This window comes from Luteimonas sp. AC640a, assembly GCF_979256585.1.
Map to the genome: position 1 here is coordinate 1 of NZ_CEEDOV010000012.1, position 22,784 is coordinate 22,784.

At 69.1% G+C, this 22,784-nt stretch carries 24 protein-coding genes; 16 read left to right on the forward strand and 8 right to left on the reverse strand.

Annotated features, from left to right (window positions below):
- Positions 1-241 precede the first annotated feature (241 nt).
- Both ACZ9YD_RS12640 and ACZ9YD_RS12645 read left to right on the forward strand, forming a co-directional pair.
- Positions 242-691, forward strand: coding sequence for a DUF192 domain-containing protein (locus ACZ9YD_RS12640; protein WP_465075654.1), 450 nt, complete (start codon positions 242-244; stop codon positions 689-691).
- Positions 692-734: 43 nt separating this feature from the next.
- Positions 735-1,580 (forward strand): SirB1 family protein, encoded by an 846-nt coding sequence (locus tag ACZ9YD_RS12645; RefSeq protein ID WP_465075598.1) that lies wholly within the window; start codon positions 735-737, stop codon positions 1,578-1,580.
- Between the two features lie 57 nt (positions 1,581-1,637).
- Here ACZ9YD_RS12645 and ACZ9YD_RS12650 read toward each other — a convergent pair whose 3' ends face one another.
- Complete coding sequence (locus ACZ9YD_RS12650; RefSeq protein WP_465075599.1) at positions 1,638-1,829, reverse strand: rubredoxin; 192 nt, start codon at positions 1,827-1,829, stop codon at positions 1,638-1,640.
- Between the two features lie 75 nt (positions 1,830-1,904).
- Here ACZ9YD_RS12650 and thiE point away from each other — a divergent pair, with 75 nt between their 5' ends.
- Genes thiE through ACZ9YD_RS12685 form a run of 7 tightly spaced genes read left to right on the forward strand, consistent with a single transcriptional unit; the run spans position 1,905 to position 8,535 of the window.
- Entirely contained in the window at positions 1,905-2,531 is a 627-nt protein-coding gene (gene thiE / locus ACZ9YD_RS12655; RefSeq protein ID WP_465075601.1) for a thiamine phosphate synthase, read from the forward strand.
- 23 nt (positions 2,532-2,554) lie between these two features.
- On the forward strand, positions 2,555-3,850 hold the full coding sequence (gene hemL / locus ACZ9YD_RS12660; RefSeq protein WP_465075602.1) for a glutamate-1-semialdehyde 2,1-aminomutase: 1,296 nt from the start codon (positions 2,555-2,557) through the stop codon (positions 3,848-3,850).
- The gene (locus tag ACZ9YD_RS12665) at positions 3,847-4,746 is read left to right on the forward strand and encodes an ion transporter (protein WP_465075603.1); all 900 of its coding nucleotides are present in this window, start codon (positions 3,847-3,849) and stop codon (positions 4,744-4,746) included. The genes hemL and ACZ9YD_RS12665 overlap by 4 nt, the downstream gene beginning before the upstream one ends.
- Complete coding sequence (locus ACZ9YD_RS12670) at positions 4,743-5,387, forward strand: HAD-IA family hydrolase (protein ID WP_465075604.1); 645 nt, start codon at positions 4,743-4,745, stop codon at positions 5,385-5,387. Before ACZ9YD_RS12665 ends, ACZ9YD_RS12670 begins: the two co-directional genes overlap by 4 nt.
- 57 nt (positions 5,388-5,444) lie before the next feature.
- Positions 5,445-6,560, forward strand: coding sequence for a type 1 glutamine amidotransferase domain-containing protein (locus tag ACZ9YD_RS12675; protein WP_465075605.1), 1,116 nt, complete (start codon positions 5,445-5,447; stop codon positions 6,558-6,560).
- A gap of 2 nt (positions 6,561-6,562) precedes the next feature.
- A complete protein-coding gene (locus tag ACZ9YD_RS12680) occupies positions 6,563-7,252 on the forward strand; it encodes a response regulator transcription factor (RefSeq protein WP_465075606.1) in 690 nt (229 codons plus the stop codon).
- Entirely contained in the window at positions 7,249-8,535 is a 1,287-nt protein-coding gene (locus ACZ9YD_RS12685) for a sensor histidine kinase (protein ID WP_465075608.1), read from the forward strand. Before ACZ9YD_RS12680 ends, ACZ9YD_RS12685 begins: the two co-directional genes overlap by 4 nt.
- Positions 8,536-8,566: 31 nt before the next feature.
- Here ACZ9YD_RS12685 and ACZ9YD_RS12690 read toward each other — a convergent pair whose 3' ends face one another.
- The gene (locus tag ACZ9YD_RS12690; RefSeq protein WP_465075609.1) at positions 8,567-9,049 is read right to left on the reverse strand and encodes an HIT family protein; all 483 of its coding nucleotides are present in this window, start codon (positions 9,047-9,049) and stop codon (positions 8,567-8,569) included.
- Complete coding sequence (locus ACZ9YD_RS12695) at positions 9,030-10,274, reverse strand: acetylornithine transaminase (RefSeq protein WP_465075610.1); 1,245 nt, start codon at positions 10,272-10,274, stop codon at positions 9,030-9,032. Before ACZ9YD_RS12695 ends, ACZ9YD_RS12690 begins: the two co-directional genes overlap by 20 nt.
- 196 nt (positions 10,275-10,470) lie before the next feature.
- Between ACZ9YD_RS12695 and ACZ9YD_RS12700 the strand changes: the two genes are divergently transcribed.
- The 3 genes from ACZ9YD_RS12700 to rrtA all read left to right on the forward strand — a co-directional run bounded on the left by ACZ9YD_RS12700 (position 10,471) and on the right by rrtA (position 13,143).
- Positions 10,471-11,595: a trans-sulfuration enzyme family protein gene (locus ACZ9YD_RS12700; protein WP_465075611.1), complete on the forward strand. Its 1,125-nt coding sequence runs from the start codon at positions 10,471-10,473 to the stop codon at positions 11,593-11,595.
- A 125-nt stretch (positions 11,596-11,720) separates the two neighbouring features.
- A complete protein-coding gene (rhlP, locus tag ACZ9YD_RS12705) occupies positions 11,721-12,605 on the forward strand; it encodes a rhombotarget lipoprotein (protein WP_465075612.1) in 885 nt (294 codons plus the stop codon).
- Positions 12,606-12,624: 19 nt separating this feature from the next.
- Entirely contained in the window at positions 12,625-13,143 is a 519-nt protein-coding gene (gene rrtA, locus ACZ9YD_RS12710; RefSeq protein WP_465075613.1) for a rhombosortase, read from the forward strand.
- A 22-nt stretch (positions 13,144-13,165) separates the two neighbouring features.
- On the opposite strand, the gene ACZ9YD_RS12715 is transcribed toward rrtA, so the two are convergent.
- A complete protein-coding gene (locus ACZ9YD_RS12715) occupies positions 13,166-13,984 on the reverse strand; it encodes an SDR family oxidoreductase (protein WP_465075614.1) in 819 nt (272 codons plus the stop codon).
- 108 nt (positions 13,985-14,092) lie between these two features.
- Between ACZ9YD_RS12715 and ACZ9YD_RS12720 the strand changes: the two genes are divergently transcribed.
- Positions 14,093-14,824: a hypothetical protein gene (locus tag ACZ9YD_RS12720; protein WP_465075615.1), complete on the forward strand. Its 732-nt coding sequence runs from the start codon at positions 14,093-14,095 to the stop codon at positions 14,822-14,824.
- A 147-nt stretch (positions 14,825-14,971) separates the two neighbouring features.
- On the opposite strand, the gene ACZ9YD_RS12725 is transcribed toward ACZ9YD_RS12720, so the two are convergent.
- Positions 14,972-15,571: a protein kinase family protein gene (locus ACZ9YD_RS12725; protein ID WP_465075655.1), complete on the reverse strand. Its 600-nt coding sequence runs from the start codon at positions 15,569-15,571 to the stop codon at positions 14,972-14,974.
- Positions 15,572-15,791: 220 nt separating this feature from the next.
- Here ACZ9YD_RS12725 and ACZ9YD_RS12730 point away from each other — a divergent pair, with 220 nt between their 5' ends.
- Positions 15,792-17,810 (forward strand): bifunctional DedA family/phosphatase PAP2 family protein, encoded by a 2,019-nt coding sequence (locus tag ACZ9YD_RS12730; protein WP_465075616.1) that lies wholly within the window; start codon positions 15,792-15,794, stop codon positions 17,808-17,810.
- Here ACZ9YD_RS12730 and ACZ9YD_RS12735 read toward each other — a convergent pair.
- From ACZ9YD_RS12735 to ACZ9YD_RS12745, 3 genes are all read right to left on the reverse strand, one after another.
- Complete coding sequence (locus ACZ9YD_RS12735) at positions 17,778-18,371, reverse strand: LON peptidase substrate-binding domain-containing protein (protein WP_465075617.1); 594 nt, start codon at positions 18,369-18,371, stop codon at positions 17,778-17,780. The two genes, ACZ9YD_RS12730 and ACZ9YD_RS12735, sit on opposite strands and share 33 nt — an antisense overlap.
- A gap of 31 nt (positions 18,372-18,402) precedes the next feature.
- The gene (gene mpl / locus ACZ9YD_RS12740) at positions 18,403-19,812 is read right to left on the reverse strand and encodes a UDP-N-acetylmuramate:L-alanyl-gamma-D-glutamyl-meso-diaminopimelate ligase (protein WP_465075618.1); all 1,410 of its coding nucleotides are present in this window, start codon (positions 19,810-19,812) and stop codon (positions 18,403-18,405) included.
- A gap of 102 nt (positions 19,813-19,914) precedes the next feature.
- Complete coding sequence (locus ACZ9YD_RS12745; RefSeq protein WP_232138340.1) at positions 19,915-20,493, reverse strand: adenylate kinase; 579 nt, start codon at positions 20,491-20,493, stop codon at positions 19,915-19,917.
- Between the two features lie 122 nt (positions 20,494-20,615).
- Between ACZ9YD_RS12745 and ACZ9YD_RS12750 the strand changes: the two genes are divergently transcribed.
- Together ACZ9YD_RS12750 and mutM are read left to right on the forward strand one after the other, a co-directional pair.
- Positions 20,616-21,872, forward strand: a complete 1,257-nt coding sequence (locus tag ACZ9YD_RS12750; RefSeq protein ID WP_465075620.1) for a 6-phosphofructokinase — start codon at positions 20,616-20,618, stop codon at positions 21,870-21,872.
- 63 nt (positions 21,873-21,935) lie between these two features.
- Positions 21,936-22,748, forward strand: coding sequence for a bifunctional DNA-formamidopyrimidine glycosylase/DNA-(apurinic or apyrimidinic site) lyase (mutM, locus tag ACZ9YD_RS12755; RefSeq protein WP_465075621.1), 813 nt, complete (start codon positions 21,936-21,938; stop codon positions 22,746-22,748).
- Positions 22,749-22,784 lie beyond the last annotated feature (36 nt).

Sequence of the window (22,784 nt, forward strand, 5' to 3'; positions counted from 1 at the left end):
GAAGGCCTTTCGTTGAAGCGAGCCGCACATCTTACCGCGACTTTCGAGGCTGTCAACACCGCGTGAAGGCTGTTGTCGTTCTCGCCCCGCCTTGCCCGCTGCCCCGAAGTGCAGCCCGCCAAGCGGGGCGCGAATTATGCATAGATGAAATCGGTTTGGGAACCCTTGGCGCAAGATTTTTTTCTTGACGCTTGGGGAGTGCTTGCCGAAGGTGGATGCAGTCCATCCATTCGGTGCTTCCATGCGCGCTCTTCGTCTGCTTCTGCTTTCCCTGCTTGCGTCCTGTCTGCTGCCCGCATGTGCGAGCGGTGGTGACTGGGTGGAGCTTGCAGGCAACCGCTATACGGTCGAAATCGCCGCGAACGATGAAGCCCGTGCACGCGGGCTGATGTTCCGCGACACGCTCGAAGAGGGGCACGGCATGCTCTTCATCCATGACAGCGAGGCGCCGCAGGCTTACTGGATGAAGAACACGCGCATCGCGCTCGACATCCTCTACTTCGACGATGCACGCAGGCTGGTGTCTCAGCAGCGCGACGTGCCGCCGTGTTCCGCCGGCAATCGCTGTCCGCCTTACCCGAGCACGGGCCCTGCGCGCTATGTGCTGGAGCTCAATGCAGGTGAAGCGCAGCGGATCGGTCTGAAGGACGGTGAGACGCTGACGCTGTCGCCTTCGATCCCAACGCCCTGAGCCACGTCACCGCCACACCAGCGGCTATGCAGGCCTCCACGTCATGAGTGATGCAGTGCAATTGCCCGAGTGGGCATCGTTGTCGGGCACCGCGGATGCAGCGGTGCCCCTGTTCGCGAGCTCACTGTTGATCGCACGCGACGAATACCCCGCGCTCGACGTCGCGCATTGCGATGCGGTACTGGAATCGCATGCCCGGCATCTGCGGATCGAAGTCGACGCGATCGAGCAGACGCCCCTGAAAATGCAGGCGATCAACCGGCACCTGTTCGAGGAGGTCGGCTATGCCGGCAACCACGACACCTACTACGACCCACGCAACAGCTATCTCAATGCGGTGATCGAACGCCGGCTCGGCAATCCGATCATGCTGGCCGTGGTGCAGATGGAGGTCGCGCGCCGGCTCGGCGTCGCCCTGGACGGCATCTCGTTTCCCGGCCACTTTCTGGTCCGGTTGCCAGTCGGGGGCGGCATGCTGGTGATGGACCCGTTCAACGGCGGCCGCCCGCTCGATATCGAGGAGCTCCGGTCGCGGGTCGCGCCCCATGTCGATGGCGGGCCGCCCGACGATGACACGCTGGCCAGGCTGCTGCGTCCGGCCACGCCGCGGATGATGCTGATGCGGATGCTGCGCAACCTGCATGGCACCTATGCGGAAGCAGACGACTGGGTGCGCGCGGTGCGTTGCGCCGATCGCCTGCTGTCGCTGTCGCCCGATGCACCCGATGCCCTGCGCGATCGTGGCCTGGGCTATCTGGCCCTTGGCCATGTCACCGGCGCACGCGAGGATCTGGGCCATTACGTCGTCCGGTACCCGGACGCGGCCGATGTGGATGCGGTGCGCGAGCAATTGGTCCACATCGGACGCACGCGCGATCGCGCGCACTAGGCGATGTCAACGGCCCCGCGCACGCGGCTGGCCCGATGACGCGCCCTGAGGTTCAGCTCAGAGCGTCATCATCTCGAAGTCGTCCTTGGTGACGCCGCAGTCGGGACAGGTCCAGGTATCGGGCACATCGTCCCAGCGCGTGCCGGCGGCAATGCCCTCGTCCGGAATACCGACGGCTTCGTCGTAGATGAAACCGCAGACCACGCACATCCATGTCTGGTAGGCGCCCTGCGTCGTCGGATCGTTCATCGGATAATGACCACATGCGGCATTGGAACGGAGCCGCATTGTCCCATCGCGCTCCCCCCACAGGAACCCACGTCGATGAACGCTTCCCCGTCCGCGCCACGCGGTCTGTACCTGCTCACGCCCGATGCAAGCGAGACCGCGCAGCTGCTGGCGCAGGTCACGCCCGTGCTGCCCCATGCCACGTGGTTGCAGTACCGCAACAAGCGCGCCGATGCCGCCCTGCGCCGGGCGCAGGTGCAGGCGCTGCTGCCGCTGTGCCGCGCGACCGGCGTGCCGCTGATCGTCAACGACGACTGGCAGCTGGCGGCCGATCTCGGCGCGGACGGTGCGCATCTGGGAGAGGACGACGGCGCGCTGGTCGATGCACGCGCGGCGCTGGGCGAAGACGCGATCCTCGGCGCCTCCTGCTATGACGACATCACCCGGGCCAAGCGCGCGGTCGACGCCGGCGCGAGTTATGTCGCCTTCGGTGCGTTCTTCCCGTCTCCGACAAAGCCGGAGGCCCGTGTCGCGCACAGGTCATTGCTGCGCGATGCAGAGACGCTCGGTGTACCGCGGGTGGCGATCGGCGGCATCACGCCGGAGAATGCGCGCCAACTCGCAGCCGCCGGCGCCGATCTCGTCGCCGTCATCAGTGGCGTCTTCGCCGCACGCCACCCGGCCGCCGCCGCGCATGCCTATCGCGCCGCGTTCGGCCTCTGAACCCTCTTCTGATTGGAGTCTCCATGGATACGTCCCGCTCGCATGCCCTGTTCGAACGCGCCCGCACCCTGCTGCCGGGTGGCGTCAATTCGCCGGTGCGCGCGTTCAAGTCGGTCGGCGGCGAACCCTTCTTCGTGCAGCGCGCGGACGGCCCCTATCTGTTCGACGTCGACGGCAACCGCTACATCGATTACGTGGGCTCGTGGGGGCCGATGATCGTCGGCCACAACCACGCGAGCGTGCGCCAGGCGGTCAAGCGCGCGATCGGTGACGGTCTGTCGTTCGGTGCGCCGACCGAAGCGGAGATCACGATGGCCGAGCGCCTGACCGCGCTGGTGCCGTCGATGGAGATGGTGCGCATGGTCAATTCGGGCACCGAAGCCACGCTGTCGGCGATCCGCCTCGCGCGTGGCGCAACGGGCCGCACCTGCATCGTCAAGTTCGAGGGCTGCTACCACGGCCACGGCGATTCGTTCCTGGTCAAGGCCGGCAGCGGTGCGCTCACCCTTGGCGTGCCGACCTCGCCGGGTGTGCCGAAGGCGCTGGCCGATCTGACGCTGACCCTGCCCTACAACGATTTCGAAGCGGCCACCGCGCTGTTCGACGAAGTGGGCGCGGACATCGCCGGTCTGATCATCGAGCCGGTGGTCGGCAACGCCAACTGCCTGCCGCCGCGCGAAGGCTATCTGCAGCATCTGCGCGAGTTGTGCACGCAGCACGGCGCGCTGCTGATCTTCGACGAGGTGATGACCGGCTTCCGCGTCGCGCTCGGCGGCGCGCAGGCGCGTTACGGCGTGACGCCGGATCTCAGCACCTTCGGCAAGATCATCGGCGGCGGCATGCCGGTGGGTGCGTATGGCGGACGCCGCGACCTGATGGAGCAGATCGCGCCGGCCGGGCCGATTTACCAGGCCGGCACGCTGAGCGGCAATCCGGTCGCGATGGCCGCGGGCCTGGCGATGCTGGATCTGGTCTCCGCGCCCGGTTTCCACGACGCGCTGGAAGCAAACTCGAACCTGCTGTGCGACGGCCTGGAAGCCGCAGCGCGCGAAGCCGGCGTGCCGTTCACCACCACGCGCGTCGGCGGCATGTTCGGCCTGTTCTTTACCGACGAGACGTACGTGGACACCTACGCACAGGCCGTCGCCTGCGATACCGCCGCATTCAACTGTTTCTTCCACGCGATGCTCGAACGCGGTGTGTTCCTGGCGCCATCGGCGTTCGAAGCAGGCTTCATGTCGTCGGCGCACGATGCATCGGTCATCGAGGCCACGCTGGAGGCGGCGCGCGGGGCATTCGCGGACGTGCGCCAGGCATGAGCGAGCCGGGCGCCAAGCCGGAGGAGTTCGATCCGCAGGCCAGCGTGTTCGAACGCGATTTCCTGCCGGCGCGCCCGAGCGGGCTGCGTAACCGCTTCTATCGCCTGCTGTTCCATCACGAAACTGCCAGCGAACGAAACTTCGATCTCGCCCTGATCGGCACGATCCTCGTCAGCGTGATCGTGGTGCTGCTCGACAGCGAGCCGTCGATCAAGGCGCGATGGCACCACGGGCTGCTGATCGCCGAATGGGTGTTCACCATCCTGTTCACCATCGAATACGGCCTGCGCCTGTGGGCCGTTCGTCGACCGCTGCGGTATGCGACCAGCTTCTTCGGCGTCATCGACCTGCTGGCCATCCTGCCCAGCTATCTGTCGCTGATCTTCGTCGGCAGCCAGTATCTGCTGGTCATCCGCGTACTGCGCCTGCTGCGCGTGTTCCGCGTGCTCAAGCTCGTGCAGTACTCCAGCGAGGCAGGGGTGCTGATCACGGCGCTCGCGCGCAGCCGCCGCAAGATCGCCGTGTTCGTGAGCACGCTGGTCGCGATCGTCATCATCTTCGGCGCACTGATGTACGTCATCGAAGGGCCGGAGCACGGCTTCACCAGCATCCCGACCGGCATGTACTGGGCCGTGGTGACGATGGGCACCGTCGGCTTCGGCGATATCTCGCCAGGCACGCCCTTCGGGCGGTTCATCACCTCGATCCTGATCCTCATCGGCTACAGCATCATCGCGGTGCCGACCGGCATCTACACCGCGGAACTCGCGAGCACGCTGCGGCCGAAGCGACGCAACGTGCGCTGCCCGGAATGCGGGTTGCAGGACCACGAGCAGGAGTCCTGGCACTGCCGGCGTTGCGGCACCGGTCTGCCGCCGGAAGAACCTGCGCCGTGAGAGCACCACCGCCGCTGCGGCTGGTGCTGTTCGATTTCGATGGCGTGCTGGCACGCTATTCGCACGCCACGCGCCTCGCGCATCTGGCACGCGTCGCCGGCTGCACGCCGGCGCGCGTGTCGGAGGTGGTGTTCGACTCGGGACTGGAGCGCGCCTACGACAGCGGTGCGCTCGATACGGCGGCCTATCTGCAGCAGCTGGGCGCAGGTCTTGGTTGCACCATCGATGCGGACATCTGGATCAGTGCGCGCATCGCCGGGACACAGGCGGACCTGATCGCACTGGAACTCGTCGCGTCTGTCGCCTCCCGCACGCAGGTCGGCGTGCTGACCAACAACGGCGCGTTGATGCTGGATGCGATCCCCCGCATCGTCGCGCCGTTGTTCCCGATGCTCGAAGGCCGCGTGCTGTGCAGCGGCGTCCTCGGCGTGCGCAAACCGGACCGCGCGATCTTCGACCACGCGCTCGCGCATTTCGACGTGCGCGCCCAGGACGCGCTGTTCATCGACGACCTGTTCGTCAACGTGCAGGGCGCACGCGCCGCGGGCCTGCACGCCGACACGGTGGTCGACGCGCGGTCGATGCGGACGGTGTTGCGGCGTTACGGCGTGCTGCCCACAGGTCTCGGCGCCGCGGTTTGAAATCTGCTTGATCCCGCAGCGGGATGCTGTCTCCGGTCATCCCAATCCGGAGTTCCCATGCGACATCCTTTCGTGTCCTGTGTACTGGTCGCCACGCTGTGCCTCACGCCCGCGCTGTCCCGGGCCGCCGACACCGTCCTGATCGTGCTCAGCGGCGAAGGCCGCGATGCCGGCAAGACCCGTCCCGGCTACGAGTTCGACGAACTGTCCCAGGCCTGGCTGATCTTCAAGGCCAATGGCCTCGCGGTCGAGGTCGCCAGTCCGCAGGGCGGCGCGGTGGAAGCGGATGCCTACAACGCGGAGGAGCCCTTCAATACAGCGCTGCTGGCAGATACAAATGCGATGCGCCAACTGGCCGATACCCGCCGCACCGACGCGCTGGACGCGGGCGACTACGCCGCGGTCTATGTGGTCGGCGGGAAAGGCGCAATGTTCGATCTGCCGCGCGACACCGCCCTGCAACAGCTGATCGCCAATGCCTGGGACAACGGCGCGGTGATCGCCGCGGTCTGCCACGGGCCGGCAGCGCTGGTCGACGTGCGTCTGACCGATGGCGCGCCGTTGCTCGCCGGGCGTCGCATGACCGGCTTCAGCAACGAAGAGGAAGCCGTCTTCGGCAAGAAGTGGGCCGCTGAATTCCCGTGGCAGCTCGAAGATGCGGCGCGGGCGCGTGGTGCGCTCTGGGACGAAGCGCCGCTGATGATGCCGAAGCTCGTCGTCGACGGACGCCTGATCACCGGCCAGAACCCTTACTCGACCACCGCCGTGGCGGAGGCGATCGTGCGCGGTCTGGGACGCACACCGGTGGCCCGCACGCCCTGGCGCGACGAGGCGAGCATGACACTGGTGGAGCGACTACGCGATGGTGATGAGGCCGGCGCGCGTGCGGCGCTGGCGGCATCGCCCGCGCGCTATCACCCGGAACTGATCGGCATCCTCGGCTACTACCAGGCCCAGGTTGCCGGCGACGATGCAGTGGCGCTGCGCCCGGCGCTGCAGACGATGCGGTTGGCGCTGCCGCACATGGACGAACCGCGGCTCACGCTGGCCGCCGCCGACGCGCACCTGCGTCTGGGCGAGCGCGCGGAAGCCCGGCGCCTGGTACTCCAGGTACTGGAAGCGGCTCCGGGAATGGAACAGGCTGAGGCCCTCCTGCAACGCATCGACGGCTGACGATGGACACGCCCGCGCCACGCATTCTGGTGATCGAGGACAACCCGGTGCTGCGGGCCAATCTCGACGCGATGTTCCTCGAACACGGTATCCATGCGGACTTCGCCGCCGACGGTCTCAGCGGGCTGCAGGCCGCCCTGTCGGAGCCGCCCGATGTGCTGGTGCTGGATCTGGGCCTGCCGGGACTGGACGGCCTGCGCGTGTGCGAACGTTTGCGCGCGCAGGCGGATCGCCACGTGCCGGTATTGATGCTGACGGCCCGCGACGCGCTGGACGACAAGCTGCTCGGCTTCCGCAGCGGCGCCGACGACTATCTGGTCAAACCGTTCGCCGCGGGCGAACTGCTGGCGCGGTGCCTGGCACTGTCGCAGCGCCACCGGGCCGGCACGACGCACGTGCTGCGCATCGGCAGTCTCAGCGTCGACCGCCGCAGCGGCCTGGCCCAGCGCGCGGGCCGCCCGCTGGATCTGCAGCAGACCGCGCAGCGCCTGCTGCTGGCACTGGCGGAGGCGTGGCCGCGCACCTTGACCCGCAGCGAACTGGTCGAGCGCGTCTGGGGCGCGTCACCGCCGGAATCCGGCCCGCTGCGCACGCACCTCTATCTGTTGCGACGTGCGCTGGACGGGCCGGCCGACACGCCGATGCTCAAGACCGTGCACGGGGTCGGCTTCCGCCTCGAGGCCGACACATGAGCGCGGCGTCCCGGCGCCATCGTCTGCGCGACCGGTTGATGCTGGCCTTCTCCGGCTTCGCCCTGCTGGTCGCCCTGCTCTACGGGTTCTATGTGGTGCTGTTCGTCTATCTGGTGGAGGACGCGGTCTTCCAGGGCCTGCTCGAAGACGAGGCTGCGACGCAGCTGGCACACCATGCCGAGACTGGCGCCTGGACAGCGCCGGCGCTGCGGTTCGTCACCTTGCATGTCGATCCCGCGACATTCCCCGACGCGCTCGGCGCGCGTCTCGCCGAGTCGCCGTGGCGTCGCGAGTTCCCCGGCGAGGCCGGTCGCCACTACCACTTGCAACCGCTGGAGCCGGCGGGCGCCGCAGCGCCGGCGTGGTTGCTGGCGGAAGTCAGCCAGCAACTCGTGGTGCGGCCGATGCGCGGCGGCATCGCGCAGTGGCTGGGCTGGTCGGGACTGGCGGTGACGCTGCTGGCCCTGCTGCTCGGCGCATGGCTGGCGCGGCGCATGACCGCGCCGCTGTCGCGCCTCGCGGCCCTGGTCGACGATGCGACACCCACGCAGCTGCCGGCCGGATTCGCGGATGGATTTCCGGACAACGAGGTGGGCACGCTTGCGCGCGGACTGGAACACCTGATCGGACGCGTCGATGCATTCGTGATGCGCGAACGCGAGTTCACCCGCGATGCCAGCCACGAACTGCGCACACCGCTGGCGGTGATCCGCAGCGCCTGCGAACGGCTCGGCGCCCGGACCGATCTGGGCCTCGACGCGCAACGGCAACTCGAACACGTCCGCCAGTCGGCGCAGCAACTCGAACGCACGGTCGCGGCATTGCTGGCCCTGGCGCGCGAGGATGGCACCGAGACCGCGACCGACATCCCGTTGCTGCCGGTGCTGGAACGCGTGATCGTCGACCAAGCGCCGTTGCTGGACGGGCGCGATGTGTCGATCCGTGTCGACGTGCCCGACGCGACCCAGGCCCGGTTGCCGGCGACGGTGCTGCACATCGTGCTCGCGAATCTCGTCGGCAATGCCTTCGTCCATGGCGGCGCCGGTGAGGTTGTCATCGATATCGATGCGGGCTGTCTGCGCATCGCCAATATGGGCGCGTGGCCGGGCGACGCGGCGTTCCAGCCGTTCGTCAAAGGCGACGCCAGCGCAGGTGTCGGACTGGGCCTCGCCATCGTCCGCCGCCTGTGCGCGCGACACCGGGTCGCGCTGCGTTTCGAGAGCGACGGCGTCGCGACGGTGGTCCGCCTCGCGCTCGCGCCGTCCGACGACGCGGTGAGTTGAGACGGATCAGGGCGGCCCGGACGGCGCGCGATCAATCGCCAGAAGTGCATCCGGCCCGGGACGCCTGCAACGCTTTGCGCAAGCGTCCGGCCCAGGCATCGCGCGTCTCCCGCCCGGTCGGCACAGGCGGCTGCGGCCCCGGATAGATCCGCAGCAATCCGTCACCCGCCATCCGTGGCTGCACGTGCAGATGCACGTGCGGTACTTCCTGGCCACCGGCCTGGCGATTGGATTGCCACAGGTTGAGGCCGTCGGGTGCGAAGACCGCGTCGGCCGCGCGTGCGATGCGGACGGCGATCCGCATCAGCTGCGCGGCGGTGTCTTCGTCCAGGTCGAACAGCGTTTCGACGTGCCGGCGCGGCACCACGAGCACGTGCCCGGGCACCGCCTGGCGCAGGTCCATGAAGGCGATGACCTGATCGTCTTCATGGACGAGACTCGCGGGCAGTTTGCCTGCGAGGATCGCGCAGAACGCGCAGCCGTCCGCAGTGGACTCAGCCGACGGCGACGGCATCGGCGATCGCCGCACGCAACCGCGTCAGGCCGTCGGCGATGTCGGCATCGGTGATGTTCAACGCCGGCACGAACCGCAGCACGTCGGGACCGGCCTGCAGCATCAGCAGGCCGTGGCGCGCGGCGTGGTCGAGGATCGTCGCAGCCTTGCCGGCATGCTCGGGACGCAGCACGGCGCCGAGCATCAGACCGCGACCACGGACTTCCGAGAACAGGCCGAACTCTGCATCGAGCGCGGCGAGGCCATCGCGCAGCGCGCGTGACTGGCGTTCCACGTTGGCGGCGATTTCCGGCGAGGCCAGCTTGCGCAACGCAACGCGCGCGACCGCGGCGGCGAGAGGATTGCCCCCGAAGGTGGTGCCGTGATCGCCGAACTGCATGGCCTCGGCGACCTTCGGACCGGCCAGCAGGGCGCCGATCGGGAATCCGCCGCCGAGCGCCTTGGCCAGCGTGACGATGTCGGGCACGGCGCCATCCTGGGGATGCGCGAACAGCGTGCCGGTGCGGCCCATGCCGCACTGGATTTCATCGAGCACCAGAAGCGCATCAAAGCGATCGCACAGCGCGCGCACCGCGGCCAGATATCCATCGGCGGCGGGCATGACGCCGCCTTCGCCCTGCACGGGTTCGAGCATCACCGCGGCGACGTCGCCATCGGCCATCGCGGCTTCGAGCTGGGCGATGTCGTTGAAATCGACGTAGCGGAAGCCGCCGGGCAGCGGCTCGTAGCCGGCCTGGTACTTCGGCTGCGCGGTCGCGGTGACCGCGGCCAGCGTGCGGCCGTGGAAGCTGCCACGTGCGGTGACGATGACGCGGCGGTCGGGGCTGCGGCCCTGCGCGGTGGCCCACTTGCGCACGAGCTTGATCGCGGCCTCGTTGGCCTCGGCGCCCGAATTGCACAGAAAGGTGCGCGTGGCGAAGCCGCTGGCCTCGACCAGTTCGGCGCTCAGCCGCAGCGGCGGCTCGCTGAAGAACACGTTGCTGGTGTGCCACAGCTTGCCGGCCTGTTCGACCAGTCCGGCAACGAGATCGGGATCGTTGTGGCCGAGGCCGCAAACGGCGATGCCCGCCGACAGGTCGACGTATTCGCGACCTTCGCTGTCCCAGACGCGCGCGCCATCGCCGCGCTCGAGCACGAGCTCGCGTGGCCGGTAGACGGGCAGCACGTGGCGCTGGGCGAGGGCGATGAGATCGGCGGCGTCCGACGACGGCGTGGAGGCATTCATGGCGTGGGCGTTTCCATCTGGGGGGATCGGCGGCCGCCGCATCCGTCCGCGGCAGTGCGGGACAGGTGCAGGCAGGTGCCAACCGGCCGGACATTATCGGACCGGCGGTGCGGCACCGCCATCGAATCGCACACCGGCCGCGGTCCGGCGCCGCATGCAGCCTAGAATCCCGGACTCCCCCGTTCCGGAGCGCCGCATGTCCCGCATCGAGACCCTCGCCGCCCGTGCAGGCAGCCAACCCGATCCCGCCAGCGGTGCACTGGCCGTCCCGTTGCAGCTGGCGACCACGTTCGCCCACACGCCGGACGGACAGCTGCCGCAGGGTTTTCTCTACCAGCGCTACGACAACCCCACGCAGGGTGAGACCGAGCGCGTGCTGGCCGCGCTGGACGGTGCAGCGCGCGCGCTGCTGTTTCCGACCGGCATGGCCGCCGGCGCCACTGCATTGCAGACGCTGCCGGCGGGCAGCCATGTGCTGCTGTGCGACGACAGCTATTTCTCGTTCCGCGCGCTGGCGTCCCAGCAGTTTCCGCGCTGGGGCCTGACCTGCACGCTGGTCGACTTCACCGATCTGGACGCGGTGCGCGCCGCCCTGCGTCCGGAGACCCGCCTGCTATGGGCCGAGACCCCCTCCAATCCGCTGATGAAGGTGTGCGACATCGCCGCGCTGGCCGGCATCGCCCACGAGGTGGGTGCCCGCCTGCTGGTCGACGGCACGTTCGCCTCGCCGGTGCTGCAGCAGCCACTGGCGCTGGGGGCCGACATCGTCCTGCACTCGGCGACCAAGTATCTGGGCGGACACGGTGACGTGATGGGCGGCGTCCTGGCGTTCCGGGAGGACGACGACCAGGCCGCGGCCTGCCACGGACTGCGCCTGCTGGCCGGCGCCACCGCGTCGCCGTTCGCCGCTTGGATGATCCTGCGCGGCGTCCGGACGCTGCCGGCGCGGATGCATTGGCATTGCCGCAGTGCGAAGGAGATCGCCACGGTCCTCGACGCGCATCCGCAGGTGTCGGCCGTGCATTACCCCGGCCTGCCCGGCCACCCGCAGCACGCCATCGCCGCCGCACAGATGCGCGACTTCGGCGGCATGCTGTCGTTCGAGGTCGAGGGTGGCGAGGCAGCGGCGCTGGCCGTCGCCGGACGCCTGCGCCTTTTCACCAATGCGACCTCACTGGGCTCGACCGAATCGCTGATCGAACACCGCGCCTCGATCGAAGGGCCGACCTCGTCCACGCCGCGCGGCCTGCTGCGCGTGTCGGTCGGCCTGGAGCACGTGCAGGATCTGGTCGACGACCTGCTGCAGGCCCTCGAGCGCTGACCGCCGGCGCGTGCGGGATCGGCGCACTGCCACCGGCCGCTCGCCAGTGCGCGGATGAACCGGTCTGCAGGCCCGGCTATAGTCGCGTCGGTCGTCACCGGACGACGCCGGACACAAGGATCCGCATGGACACGCTCCCGATTTCCGCTGCAGTGCGCCGGGCCGCACGCATCGCCGCCCTCGCCCTCACGCTGGTGGCCCTGAGCGGCTGTGCCTCGTTCTTCGGCGGGCCGTCGCATCGCGCCGGCGTGTCCAGCAGCGTGGTCGACTATCTGTATCCGCCCGGCGACCGGTTCGAACCCGCGCAGGAAGGCGTGCCCGAGGTCCGGCTGCCGGCCCGCGTCGGCCTGATGTTCGTGCCCTCGTCGCGTGAGCCGGCCGGCCTGACCGCGGCGGATCGCCAGCAGCTGCTGGAGAAGGTGCGTGCCACCTTCCAGGCCCAGCCCTTCATCGATCGCATCGAAGTCATTCCCGACAGTTACCTGCGCCCGCGTGGCGGCTTCGACAACCTCGAGCAGATCGCCCGCCTGCAGGGCCTGGATATCGTCGCCCTGGTGTCCTACGACCAGGTCGCCGACACCGGCGATACCGCGGCCTCGTTCCTGTACTGGACCATCATCGGCGCGTACACGGTGCCGGCGACGCGCAACCAGGTCAGCACCTTCGTCGAAACGACGGTGTTCGATGTCGCATCGCGCACGCTGCTGCTGCGCGCACCCGGACAGGACCAGCGCAGTGCCGGTTCCACCGCGATCCGGACCGGCGACACGCGGGACCGTCTGGGCCGCGAAGGCTTCCAGGCGGCGATGGACGACATGAGCCGCAATCTCGACGGCGCTATCGACGGCTTCAGCCAGCGCGTCCGCGACGAGGGCCAGGTGAAGCTGGTCGACAGGCGTTCGGGCGGAAGCTGGCGTGGCCGCGGTGGCGGCGGCAGCCTGGACCTGTGGGAGCTGGGCGCATTGCTGGGTGTCCTCGCGCTGGCGCTGTCGGCTCGGCGCCGGACCTGATTCCGCGGGACGCCCCCCGATGCCGCTGCCCGCTCCGCACGCAGCGCCCCTGTTCGACGCACTGGTGCTGGACATCGACGCCGTGCTCGGTGGCCAGCTGTGGCGCTTGTGGAGTGGCCACTGGGTCCACCTCGACGCGCACCACGCCACGATCAATCTCGTCGCACTGGTGCTGCTGGCGGTGATCGCGGCCCGCATGCGGCAGCTCCGGCCGCTGCTGTGGGCATCGCTGTTGATGATGCCGCTGATCGGCATCGGCCTGCTGGGTTTCGTCCCAACGCTGCAGTGGTATGCCGGCCTGTCGGGCCTGCTGCACGGCTGGGCAGCCTGGCTGCTGATGCGCCACGGCGGGCGGCTGGCGGTGGTCGGGGCCGCGGTGCTGGTGGTCAAACTCATCTGGGAACAGTCCGGCGCCGTGGGCGGCGACCCGATGTTCCCGGTGATCCATGAGGCGCACCTGATCGGCGCGGTCGTCGGCTTCGCGCTGGCGCTGCCCGGCTACCAGCGCCAGCGCCGGCGCGGCATGCGCGTCCGCTGACCGGCAGGCGTCGGGCGCGCGGTCAGTCGAGGAACAGGTCGGGCAGCAGCGGCTGGTCCGGATCAATCGCGTATCCAGACAGGTCGTCGATGCCGGCCTCGGCCAGTACTTCGTCGTCGATCAGGAAGCGCCCGTGGAAGCCGGCGGCCTCACGTACGAGGACCGCGTGCGCGGCGTCGCCCATGATCGCCGGGCTGCGGCCATTGCCGCGCTCGACGCCCGGAATCATATTCAGTGCGTCGGTGCCGATCAGCGTGCGCGGCCAAAGTGCATTGACCGCGACGCCCTGCGGGCCGAACTCGGCCGCCAGCCCCAGCGTGACGAAGCTCATGCCCATCTTGGCCAGCGTGTAGCCGGTGTGCGGCGCCCACCACTTCGGGTCCAGCGACGGCGGCGGGCACAGCGTCAGGATGTGCGGATTGGCACTGCGCAGCAGATGCGGCAGGCAGGCCTGGGCGCACAGGAAACTGCCGCGTGCGTTGACCTCCTGCATCAGGTCGAACCGCTTCATCGGCGTGTCGAGGGTGCCGCGCAGCCAGATCGCGCTGGCGTTGTTGACCAGGATGTCGATGCCGCCGAACGCGTCGACGGTGGCGGCGACGGCCGCGCGTACCTGGTCTTCCTCGCGGATGTCGCAGCGGAGCGCCAGCGCGCGCCCACCGGCGGCTTCCACGGCACGTGCTGCGCTGTGGATGGTGCCGGGCAGCTTCGGATTCGCCACTTCGGACTTGGCCGCGATCGCGACGTTCGCGCCATCGCGGGCGGCGCGTTCGGCGATCGCCAGGCCGATGCCACGCGAGGCGCCGGTGATGAAAAGGGTCTTGCCGGCGAGCGTCGACATGCGGCGGTCCTGTCCTGCGATGGAGTCGTCGCCATTATGCGCGCGGGGTCTCCGACACGTTCAGCAAGCGGCGCGATACTGGGGCCTTTCCCGCCGCAGGATCCGCCGATGCGCCACGCTGCCGCCCTCGCCCTGTTCGCTTTGACTCTGACCGCCTGCGATGCCGCGCCGCCGACCACCGCGCCCGCTGCGCTGTTGCCCGCAGCGCAGACGCAGACGCCGGCGCCGACCGAAACGCTCGCGCAGACCGCGGCGCCTGACGAACTCGCCGCCGCGGCCGACGGCGACCTCGTCGTCAACGCGAAGTCGGTCTGGCAGGGCGATCTGGCGACATGTCGCACCGGGAACGCGGATGTCGATGACTGCCTGCTCTCGACGATGCGCGCCGCGGGCGCGTCGCCGGATGCGCTGGCAGCCAGCTCCAGGCTGATCGCACTCGACAATCCAGGCCACGTCAGCGGCTGGCGCGAGGTCGAAGGCGTGGGTCATGCGGAGATCACGTATCCGTTCCGCGCCAACACCAACCAGGGCCTGTGGCTGGTCGATGCTGACGGTCGCGCGGTGGATGTCGACGACAACGTGCTGCCGGCGGGCGCGGTGCGTTTGCGCGGCGCGCTCAAGCCCTTCCTCGACGCGCATCCCGACGCGATGCCATTCGCACCGGCGCGGGCGGTCGGCAGTGAAGCGCTGCCCGAAGGCGGCGTGCGCTTGCGCTTCGATGTGCCGATGCGCACCTGCCACGCCTGCGCGGATGTCGGCACGCTGGAACTGGGCTACGACTTCGACGCCGACCGCCGCTTCGAGGGCCGCAGCGTCATCGCCTTGCGCGAGGCCGACTGAGGCGTAGAACCTGTTCAAGGTCCGTCGCGAGCGCCGCCAGATGGCGCGTGGTGGAGCGCAGGAAGCGCAGCGTACGTGTGGTACGTGAGCATTCCGAGCACCGCACGCGCGCCAGCTGACAAGCGCAGCAGGACATTGAACAGGTTCTCAGGGCTTCGGCCCCTGCCCTTCATTGTCTTCCCACTTGAGTATCTTCCGCGTCACCACGCGGTAGACCGGCTTGCCGGTGCGGAACCAGACATCGCGCAGCCATGACGTGCGCTTGAGCACGCGCTTCTCGACCGGCGTCAGCGATGCGCGGCAATACATGCGCTTGTGCTTGAGCAGATGGCGCAGATCCTCACGCGCCAGCAGGCGCATCCAGCGCGAACGCGGATCGCCGCGCACCGCCAGCTGGAAATCGATGATCGCCGGACGCCCGTCGTCGAGCACCAGCCAGTTGGCTTCCTTGGCGAGATCGTTGTGGGCGAGGCCGCGACGATGCAGGCCCTGCAGCAAGCGGCGCGCGCGGCGGAAATAGATGAGATCGCCATGCGGCGGCCGCTGGTACATCGCATCGCCGGGCATGTAACTGCGATCGAGCTGACGTCCGGTCCAGGCCAGCAACTGCGGCACGTCCTGCATGCCGGCCACCGCGGCGAGCCCGCGCGCCTCGCGTCGGGCCAGCCACCACGCCGGCAGCCGCAGCCACAGCGGCACGTGGCGCAGATCGCGGCGTACGAACAGACCACCGTCGGTGCCGCGCATCAACGAGATGCGACCGAAGCTGTCGGACTTCAGCGCGTTCGTTTCGGTGGCCCCGGAGGCCTTGGCATCGTGTGCGGACATCGCGTCATTGTACGGAGCGATCCGCTTGCAGACCGTCGGCAGCCTGCGTCCATCCGCATCGGGCCGGACGCGCGTCACCTCGAGCCACACACGCCCGCGTGGTCCGGGGACGGTCATCGACCGCTGTCATAATGGCCCGATGCTCACTGACTTCTTCAACAGCCTGGTGACGTGGGTGGGCAACCACCCGGTCGCGGCCGGCTTCGTGATCTTCCTCATCGCGTTCTGTGATTCGGTGATCATCCTCGGCGCGATCGTCCCGGCCCTGCCGATCCTGTTCGCGATCGGCGTGCTGATCGGTCTGGGCGAGATCTCCGGCCCGTACGCGGTGGCCTGCGCCGCGCTCGGTGCGATGGCCGGCGACGGCGTGAGTTACTGGATCGGCCGCCGCTGGGGCCACGGCCTGCGCACCGTGTGGCCCTTCAGCAAGTATCCGCAGCTGCTCGACCGCAGCGAACTCGTGTTCCGGCGCAACGCGATCAAGAGCATCCTGGTCGCGCGCTACGTCGGGCCGATCCGCCCGTTCGTGCCGGCCATCGCCGGTATCGCGCACATGCCGCTGCGCCAGTATCTGCCGATCAGTTTCGCCGCCTGTCTGTCGTGGGGCGCGTTGTTCCTCGCACCGGGCTGGCTGTTCGGCGCGTCCTACGACGCGGTGGCCGCGGTCGCGGATCGCCTGGCGTTGGTGATCGGTGCGTTGCTGGCGGTGCTGGCGCTGGCCTGGGCAATCGTCATCTACAGCTATCGCTGGTTCGACGCGCACGCCAATTCGCTGCTGGCGCGCCTGCTCGCGTGGTCGCGCGCGCATCCCTGGCTCGGTCGCTACGCCATCGCGCTGGTCGATCCGAAGCGTCCCGAGTCTGCATCGCTGGCGATTCTCGCGGTCTGCCTGCTGACGATCGGCTGGGCCTGTTTCGCCCTGCTGGCGACGGTGATCATGCGCGGCGAGCCGCTGCTGATCGACCAGACCGTGTTCCAGTTCATGTACGAACTGCGCAATCCGCTGGCCGACCGGTTCATGGCCGCGCTGGCCTCGATCGGCGATGTGCACGTGCTCGGTCCGGCAGTCGCGCTGACGCTGGCGTGGCTGATCTGGCGTCGGCGCTGGCTGGGCGCCGCCCACTGGTTGGCCGCGCTCGCGTTCGGCATGGCGCTGACCGCGCTGCTGGGCGCGGTGATCGACATGCCCAAGCCGCCCACCGTGCATGGCGGTTTCGGCTTTCCCGCGGTCGAGATCACGATGTGCACGATCGTGTTCGGCTTTTTCGCCGTGCTGATCGCACGCGAACTGCCCGGGCGCACGCGCGTGTGGCCGTATCTGGTGTCGGGCGTCGTCGTCGCAGTGCTCGGCTTCGCGCGGTTGTATCTGGGCGCGCATTGGCTCAGCGACATCGTCGGCGGGATGCTGCTCGGCGTCGTCTGGCTGCTGGTGCTGGGCATCGCCTACCGGCGCCACGTGGAGCGCTCGTTCTGGATGCGTCCGGTCGCGGCGATCTTCTACATCACCTTCGCCGTCGCCGCGCTGTGGCACGCGCCGCGCGCGGTGGATCCGCTGCTCGCGAAGTTCGCACCGAAGACGTCCACGATCACGCTGTCGGCGCAGGCCTGGTGGGCGTCGGACTGGGTGCAGTTGCCCGGCCAGTTGCGCGAGCGTGATCCGGCCCACCGGTGGCCGCTGGACCTGCAGATCGCGGGTCCTCTGGCGCCGCTGCAGTCACAGCTCGAAGCGAAGGGCTGGCGGGTGCAGCCGCAGGCCGACTGGATGCGCGTGATCAACCTGCTCGACGACAGCGTGCCGCAGGCCGAGCAACCGGTGCTGCCGGCGACGCTGGACACGTTGGCGGAAACGCTGTTGATGCGCCGCGACAGCGACGCGGACCGGGTCGAAGTGTTGCGCCTGTGGCGCGCGCCGGCGGTGCTCGAAGACGGCACGCCGCTGTGGATCGGCACCAGCCAGTCGATGCTCTATACCCGGCCGTTCAGTGCGTTCGGGCTGTGGCAGCCGCAACCCGACGCGCATGGCGTACACCGCGGCCTGCGCGAGGTACTCGACGCATTCCCGTCGCGCGAGGACGTGCATCCGCAGTCCGGCGTGCCGACGCTGCGGGTCCGCACCGCGGACGACTCAGTCGTCGTCGACGACGTCGACCAGCCGTAACAGGGTGTCCAGCCGCTCGTCCGGATCGTCCAACTGCAACAGGTGCTGGCGATGCGGCTGCTCGAGCGGCAGCAGTTCGGCGAGTCGCCAGCCCACCCAGGCCGCATCGTCGAACTGCGGCTCCGGGAATGCCTGGTCCGCGCCGTCGATGTGTTCGAGGATCTTGCGCAGCACCACGCCCAGCAGCGCGTGTTCGGGTTGCAGTTCGATCACGGGATCGGCGGCGCACCAGTCGACGTCGGCGATGATCAGCCCGCTGTCGCGCACCCGCGTATGGCGCACGTGGAAGCGGCGCGCGCCGCGCACGCGCAGCGTCAGCAGACCATCGGGGCCGGTATCGAAATCCTCGATGCGCGCCTCGGTGCCGACCCCGGCCGGCGTCGCCGGGGCACCGGACTCGTCGCCATCCAGGATCAGGCAGATGCCGAATCCACTGCCACGTCGACCGCATTCGCGGACAAGATCGAGATAACGCGGTTCGAAGACCCGCAGGCCCAGCGCGGCGCCGGGCACCAGCACGGTGCGTAGCGGGAACAGCGGCAATGAGGTGTCGTCTGGCATGCGCCCAGTGTACGCAGGCCAGTGCGAAACCTCAGTCGCGAAGGCTGTCTGCGAAGCGCCGTGGGGCGCCGTCGAAGCCACCGTTGGACATGAAGACCACATGGTCGCCGGGCTGCACGCGCGCGGCGAGTTCGGCCAGCAGCGCGTCGACATCGGCCACCGCGCGCGCCTCGCCGCGCACGGCGCTCACCACCGCGCCGGCGTCCCACGCCAGTTCCGGGCGGTGCAGGAACACCACCGCGTCCGCGAGATCCAGCGACGGCGCCAGTGCATCGGCGTGCGCGCCCAGACGCATCGAATTGCTGCGCGGCTCCATCGCCACGACGATGCGCGCACCGCCGACCTTCGCCCGCAGACCGGCGAGCGTCGTCGCGATGGCGGTCGGGTGATGGGCGAAGTCGTCGTAGACGGTGATGTCGCGCGCGGTGCCGAGCACTTCCATGCGCCGCTTCACGCTGCGGAACGCCGCGAGCGCGGGCAGCAACGTGGCGCTGTCGACACCAACCGCCGCGCAGGCCGCGAGCGCGGCGAGGGCATTGAGCACGTTGTGGTCACCGAGCAGCGGCCACTCGACGGTGCCGATCGACACGCCATTACGCAGGACTTCGAACACGCTGCCGTCGTCGCTGCGCTTCACCGCGCACCACTCGAACGTGGCATCGAAACCGAAGCGCTCGACCGGCGTCCAGCAGCCCATCGCCAGTACTTCGGCCAAACGCGCGTCGTGGCCGTTGACGATGAGCCGCCCGCGCGCCGGCACCGTGCGCACCAGATGGTGGAACTGGCGCTGGATCGCGGCGACATCGGGAAAGATGTCGGCGTGGTCGAACTCGAGGTTGTTGAGGATCGCGACCGTCGGGCGGTAGTGGACGAACTTGCTGCGCTTGTCGAAGAAGGCGGTGTCGTACTCGTCCGCCTCGACGACGAACTCGCGTCCGCTGCCGATACGCGCCGACACGCCGAAGTCTTCGGCGACGCCACCGATCAGAAAACCCGGCGCGCGGCCGGCGGATTCGAGCAGATACGACAGGATCGTCGTCGTCGTGGTCTTGCCGTGGGTGCCGGCGACCGCGAGCACTTCGCGACCGGGCAGCACGTTGTCGCGCAGCCACTCGGCGCCCGAGGTATAGGCGCGGCCGGCATCGAGCACCGCTTCCACCGCGGGATTGCCGCGCGAAAGCGCGTTGCCGACCACGACCTGGTCGACGTCGCCGCCGATGTGCGCGGGGTCGTAGCCTTGGTGCAGCGTGATGCCCAGCGTTTCGAGCTGGGTCGACATCGGCGGATACACCGCCTGGTCGCTGCCTTCGACCGCATGGCCGAGTTCGCGCGCAAGCGCGGCGACGCCGCCCATGAAGGTGCCGGCGATGCCCAAGATATGAAGTTTCACGAAGCCGATTCCTGGACGATCAAAAAACGTTCGGAGACGCCGTGCATGCATGACGCCTGCGCCCCTCTCCCTCCGGGAGAGGGGATGGGGTGAGGGACGCGGTCGACACGTTTGGCGGTCGGTTCCGGAATCATGCCGCTGAAACAGCGACGATCAGGCCGCCGCCTGCTCCCGACCGATCGCCTTGACGATGCGGTCGAACACCTCGTCGAGCGAGCCCACGCCGTCGACAACGGTCAACTGGTCGTGCTCGCGATAGAACGCGATCACCGGCGCGGTCTGCTGGTCGTAGACGTTGAGGCGATGGCGCACGGATTCAGGGCTGTCGTCGGCGCGGCCTTCGGCCTGCGCGCGGCCGGCGAGGCGCGCGATGATCTGCTCGTTGTCCACTTCCAGCTGCACGGCGGCATCGAACGGCGTGCCGAGCTTCACCAGCAGCGCGTCGAGCGCGGCCGCCTGGGCGAGGTTGCGCGGATAGCCGTCGAGGATGAAACCGGCTTGCGTGTCTTCGCGGGAAAACCGGTCTTCCAGCATGCCGAGCAGGATCTCGTCGGACACCAGATCGCCGCGCGCCATGATCGCCTTGGCCTCGAGGCCGAGCGGCGTGCCAGCCGCCACTTCAGCGCGTAGCAGATCGCCGGTGGAGATGTGCGGCACCTGCAGATGGTCCTTCAACCGCGCCGCCTGCGTGCCCTTGCCCGAACCGGGCGCACCGAGAAGAACCAAACGCATCGAACGCTCCTGCAACTGTGGGGGACCGCGCCACCGCTCCGACGTACACTCGAACGACACGGCGGCGGACGGCCGCGCCAGCTTACCGTATCCCGCCACGGCCCATCGAAAGGACACGTGCAATGACGTCCGGAACCCTGCTCTACGCCCAGTCCGGCGGTGTCACCGCCGTCATCAACGCCACCGCATCGGCGGTGCTGCAGGAAGCGCGCAGCCGGCGGGTCAAGGTGCTCGCGGCGCGCAACGGCATCCTCGGCGCGCTGCGCGAGGATCTGGTCGATGCCTCGAAGATTCCGCTGGCCACGGTGCGCGCGCTCGCGCACACGCCGGGCGGCGCATTCGGCTCATGCCGCTACAAGCTCAAGTCGATCGAGGCCGACCGCGCCAAGTACGAACGCCTGATCGAGGTGCTGCGCGCGCATGACGTGCGCTGGTTCCTCTACAACGGCGGCAACGATTCGGCCGACACCGCGCTCAAGGTCTCGCAGCTCGCCGCGCAGTTCGACTATCCGCTGACCTGCATCGGTGTGCCGAAGACGATCGACAACGATCTCGCCGTCACCGACTGCTGCCCGGGCTTCGGCTCGGCGGCGAAATACACCGCGGTGTCGGTGCGCGAAGCCGCGCTCGACGTCGCCGCGATGGCCGACACCTCGACCAAGGTGTTCGTCTACGAGGCCATGGGCCGCCATGCCGGCTGGCTGGCCGCGGCTGCGGGCCTGGCCGGGCAGAGTCCCGACGACGCGCCGCAGATCATCCTGTTCCCGGAACGCGACTACGACGAGGCCGCATTTCTCGCCCAGGTGCAGCGCGTCGTCGAGCGCGTGGGCTGGTGCGTCGTTGTCGCCAGCGAAGGCATCCGCGACAAGGACGGCCGCTTCGTCGCCGATGCCGGCGGCGGCCAGGACGCGTTCGGCCACACCCAGCTCGGCGGCGTGGCCTCGCATCTGGCCGGCCGGGTCAAGGACACGCTGGGCTACAAGGTGCACTGGACGCTGCCCGATTACCTGCAGCGCTCGGCACGACACGTGGCCTCGAAAACCGATGTCGACCAGGCGATGGCGGTCGGTCGCGCCGCGGTGCAGTTCGCGCTCGCCGGCCGCAACGCGACGATGCCGTCGATCAAGCGCACGTCGGAATCGCCGTACCGTTGGACCATCGAGGCGGCGCCGCTCGAGAAGGTGGCCAACCACGAGAAGATCATGCCGGCCGGCTTCATCCGCCGTGACGGCTTCGGCATCACCGCGGCCGCGCGGCGCTATCTCGAGCCGCTGATCCGCGGCGAAGCGCCGCCGCCGTATGGCCGCGACGGGCTGCCGAAGTACGTGACGGTCGATGCGCCTGCAGTTGCGAAGCGCCTGCCCGGCTGGACGGGCTGATCGGTCCGTCTCGCGTTCAGCCGCGTGGATTGAATCCGCGCGGCAACGCCCGATCTAGAACGCATGCCCGAACTGCCCGAAGTCGAAACCACCCGCGCCGGCCTGGCGCCGCACGTGCTCGGCCGCACCATCCGCAGCGTCGTGCTGCGGCGGCCGGACCTGCGCTGGCCGATCGCCGGCGAAGTGTCGAGCGTGCTGCCCGGGCAGCGTGTCGAGGCGATCCGCCGGCGCGCGAAGTATCTGCTGCTCGACACCGACGCGGGCAGCGCGCTGCTGCATCTGGGCATGTCCGGCAGTCTGCGCGTGCTCGATCCCGACGTGCCGGTACGCACGCACGACCACGTCGACATGACGCTCGATTCCGGACAGGTGCTGCGCTTCAACGATCCGCGCCGGTTCGGCTGCCTGCTGTGGCAGCCGCCCGGCGAAACGCATGATCTTCTGCGCGACCTCGGACCGGAACCGCTCGACGACGTGTTCGATGGCGACCATCTGTTCTTCGCCAGCCGCGGCCGCCGCGCGCCGGTGAAGACCTTCCTGATGGACCAGCGCATCGTCGTCGGCGTCGGCAACATCTACGCGGCCGAGGCGCTGTTCGCCGCCGGCATTTCGCCGCTGCGCGACGCTGGGCGCATCTCCCGCGAGCGCTATGCGCGGCTGGCCGCCGAAGTGAAGCGGATCCTGGCGTACGCGATCCACCGCGGCGGCACCACGCTGCGCGACTTCATCAGCCCCGACGGCGCACCCGGCTACTTCGAGCAGGAACTCTCCGCCTATGGGCGCGGCGGCCTGCCCTGCCCGGCCTGCGGCACGCCGCTCCGGCAGGCGCTGGTGGGACAGCGCGCGACCGTCTGGTGCGCCCGCTGCCAGCGCTGAGGACCTGCCGCGACCGCGCTGGATAAGCGCTATAGT

Excerpts from the sequence above, each read along its gene's own strand:
- ACZ9YD_RS12640 (WP_465075654.1), top strand. The coding sequence starts at position 242 with ATGCGCGCTCTTCGTCTGCTTCTGCTTTCCCTGCTTGCGTCCTGTCTG.
- ACZ9YD_RS12645 (WP_465075598.1), top strand. The coding sequence starts at position 735 with ATGAGTGATGCAGTGCAATTGCCCGAGTGGGCATCGTTGTCGGGCACC.
- ACZ9YD_RS12650 (WP_465075599.1), bottom strand. The coding sequence starts at position 1,829 with ATGAACGATCCGACGACGCAGGGCGCCTACCAGACATGGATGTGCGTG.
- thiE (WP_465075601.1), top strand. The coding sequence starts at position 1,905 with ATGAACGCTTCCCCGTCCGCGCCACGCGGTCTGTACCTGCTCACGCCC.
- hemL (WP_465075602.1), top strand. The coding sequence starts at position 2,555 with ATGGATACGTCCCGCTCGCATGCCCTGTTCGAACGCGCCCGCACCCTG.
- ACZ9YD_RS12665 (WP_465075603.1), top strand. The coding sequence starts at position 3,847 with ATGAGCGAGCCGGGCGCCAAGCCGGAGGAGTTCGATCCGCAGGCCAGC.
- ACZ9YD_RS12675 (WP_465075605.1), top strand. The coding sequence starts at position 5,445 with ATGCGACATCCTTTCGTGTCCTGTGTACTGGTCGCCACGCTGTGCCTC.
- ACZ9YD_RS12680 (WP_465075606.1), top strand. The coding sequence starts at position 6,563 with ATGGACACGCCCGCGCCACGCATTCTGGTGATCGAGGACAACCCGGTG.
- ACZ9YD_RS12685 (WP_465075608.1), top strand. The coding sequence starts at position 7,249 with ATGAGCGCGGCGTCCCGGCGCCATCGTCTGCGCGACCGGTTGATGCTG.
- ACZ9YD_RS12690 (WP_465075609.1), bottom strand. The coding sequence starts at position 9,049 with ATGCCGTCGCCGTCGGCTGAGTCCACTGCGGACGGCTGCGCGTTCTGC.
- ACZ9YD_RS12695 (WP_465075610.1), bottom strand. The coding sequence starts at position 10,274 with ATGAATGCCTCCACGCCGTCGTCGGACGCCGCCGATCTCATCGCCCTC.
- ACZ9YD_RS12700 (WP_465075611.1), top strand. The coding sequence starts at position 10,471 with ATGTCCCGCATCGAGACCCTCGCCGCCCGTGCAGGCAGCCAACCCGAT.
- rhlP (WP_465075612.1), top strand. The coding sequence starts at position 11,721 with ATGGACACGCTCCCGATTTCCGCTGCAGTGCGCCGGGCCGCACGCATC.
- rrtA (WP_465075613.1), top strand. The coding sequence starts at position 12,625 with ATGCCGCTGCCCGCTCCGCACGCAGCGCCCCTGTTCGACGCACTGGTG.
- ACZ9YD_RS12715 (WP_465075614.1), bottom strand. The coding sequence starts at position 13,984 with ATGTCGACGCTCGCCGGCAAGACCCTTTTCATCACCGGCGCCTCGCGT.
- ACZ9YD_RS12720 (WP_465075615.1), top strand. The coding sequence starts at position 14,093 with ATGCGCCACGCTGCCGCCCTCGCCCTGTTCGCTTTGACTCTGACCGCC.
- ACZ9YD_RS12725 (WP_465075655.1), bottom strand. The coding sequence starts at position 15,571 with ATGCGCGGCACCGACGGTGGTCTGTTCGTACGCCGCGATCTGCGCCAC.
- ACZ9YD_RS12730 (WP_465075616.1), top strand. The coding sequence starts at position 15,792 with ATGCTCACTGACTTCTTCAACAGCCTGGTGACGTGGGTGGGCAACCAC.
- ACZ9YD_RS12735 (WP_465075617.1), bottom strand. The coding sequence starts at position 18,371 with ATGCCAGACGACACCTCATTGCCGCTGTTCCCGCTACGCACCGTGCTG.
- mpl (WP_465075618.1), bottom strand. The coding sequence starts at position 19,812 with ATGCATGCACGGCGTCTCCGAACGTTTTTTGATCGTCCAGGAATCGGC.
- ACZ9YD_RS12745 (WP_232138340.1), bottom strand. The coding sequence starts at position 20,493 with ATGCGTTTGGTTCTTCTCGGTGCGCCCGGTTCGGGCAAGGGCACGCAG.
- ACZ9YD_RS12750 (WP_465075620.1), top strand. The coding sequence starts at position 20,616 with ATGACGTCCGGAACCCTGCTCTACGCCCAGTCCGGCGGTGTCACCGCC.
- mutM (WP_465075621.1), top strand. The coding sequence starts at position 21,936 with ATGCCCGAACTGCCCGAAGTCGAAACCACCCGCGCCGGCCTGGCGCCG.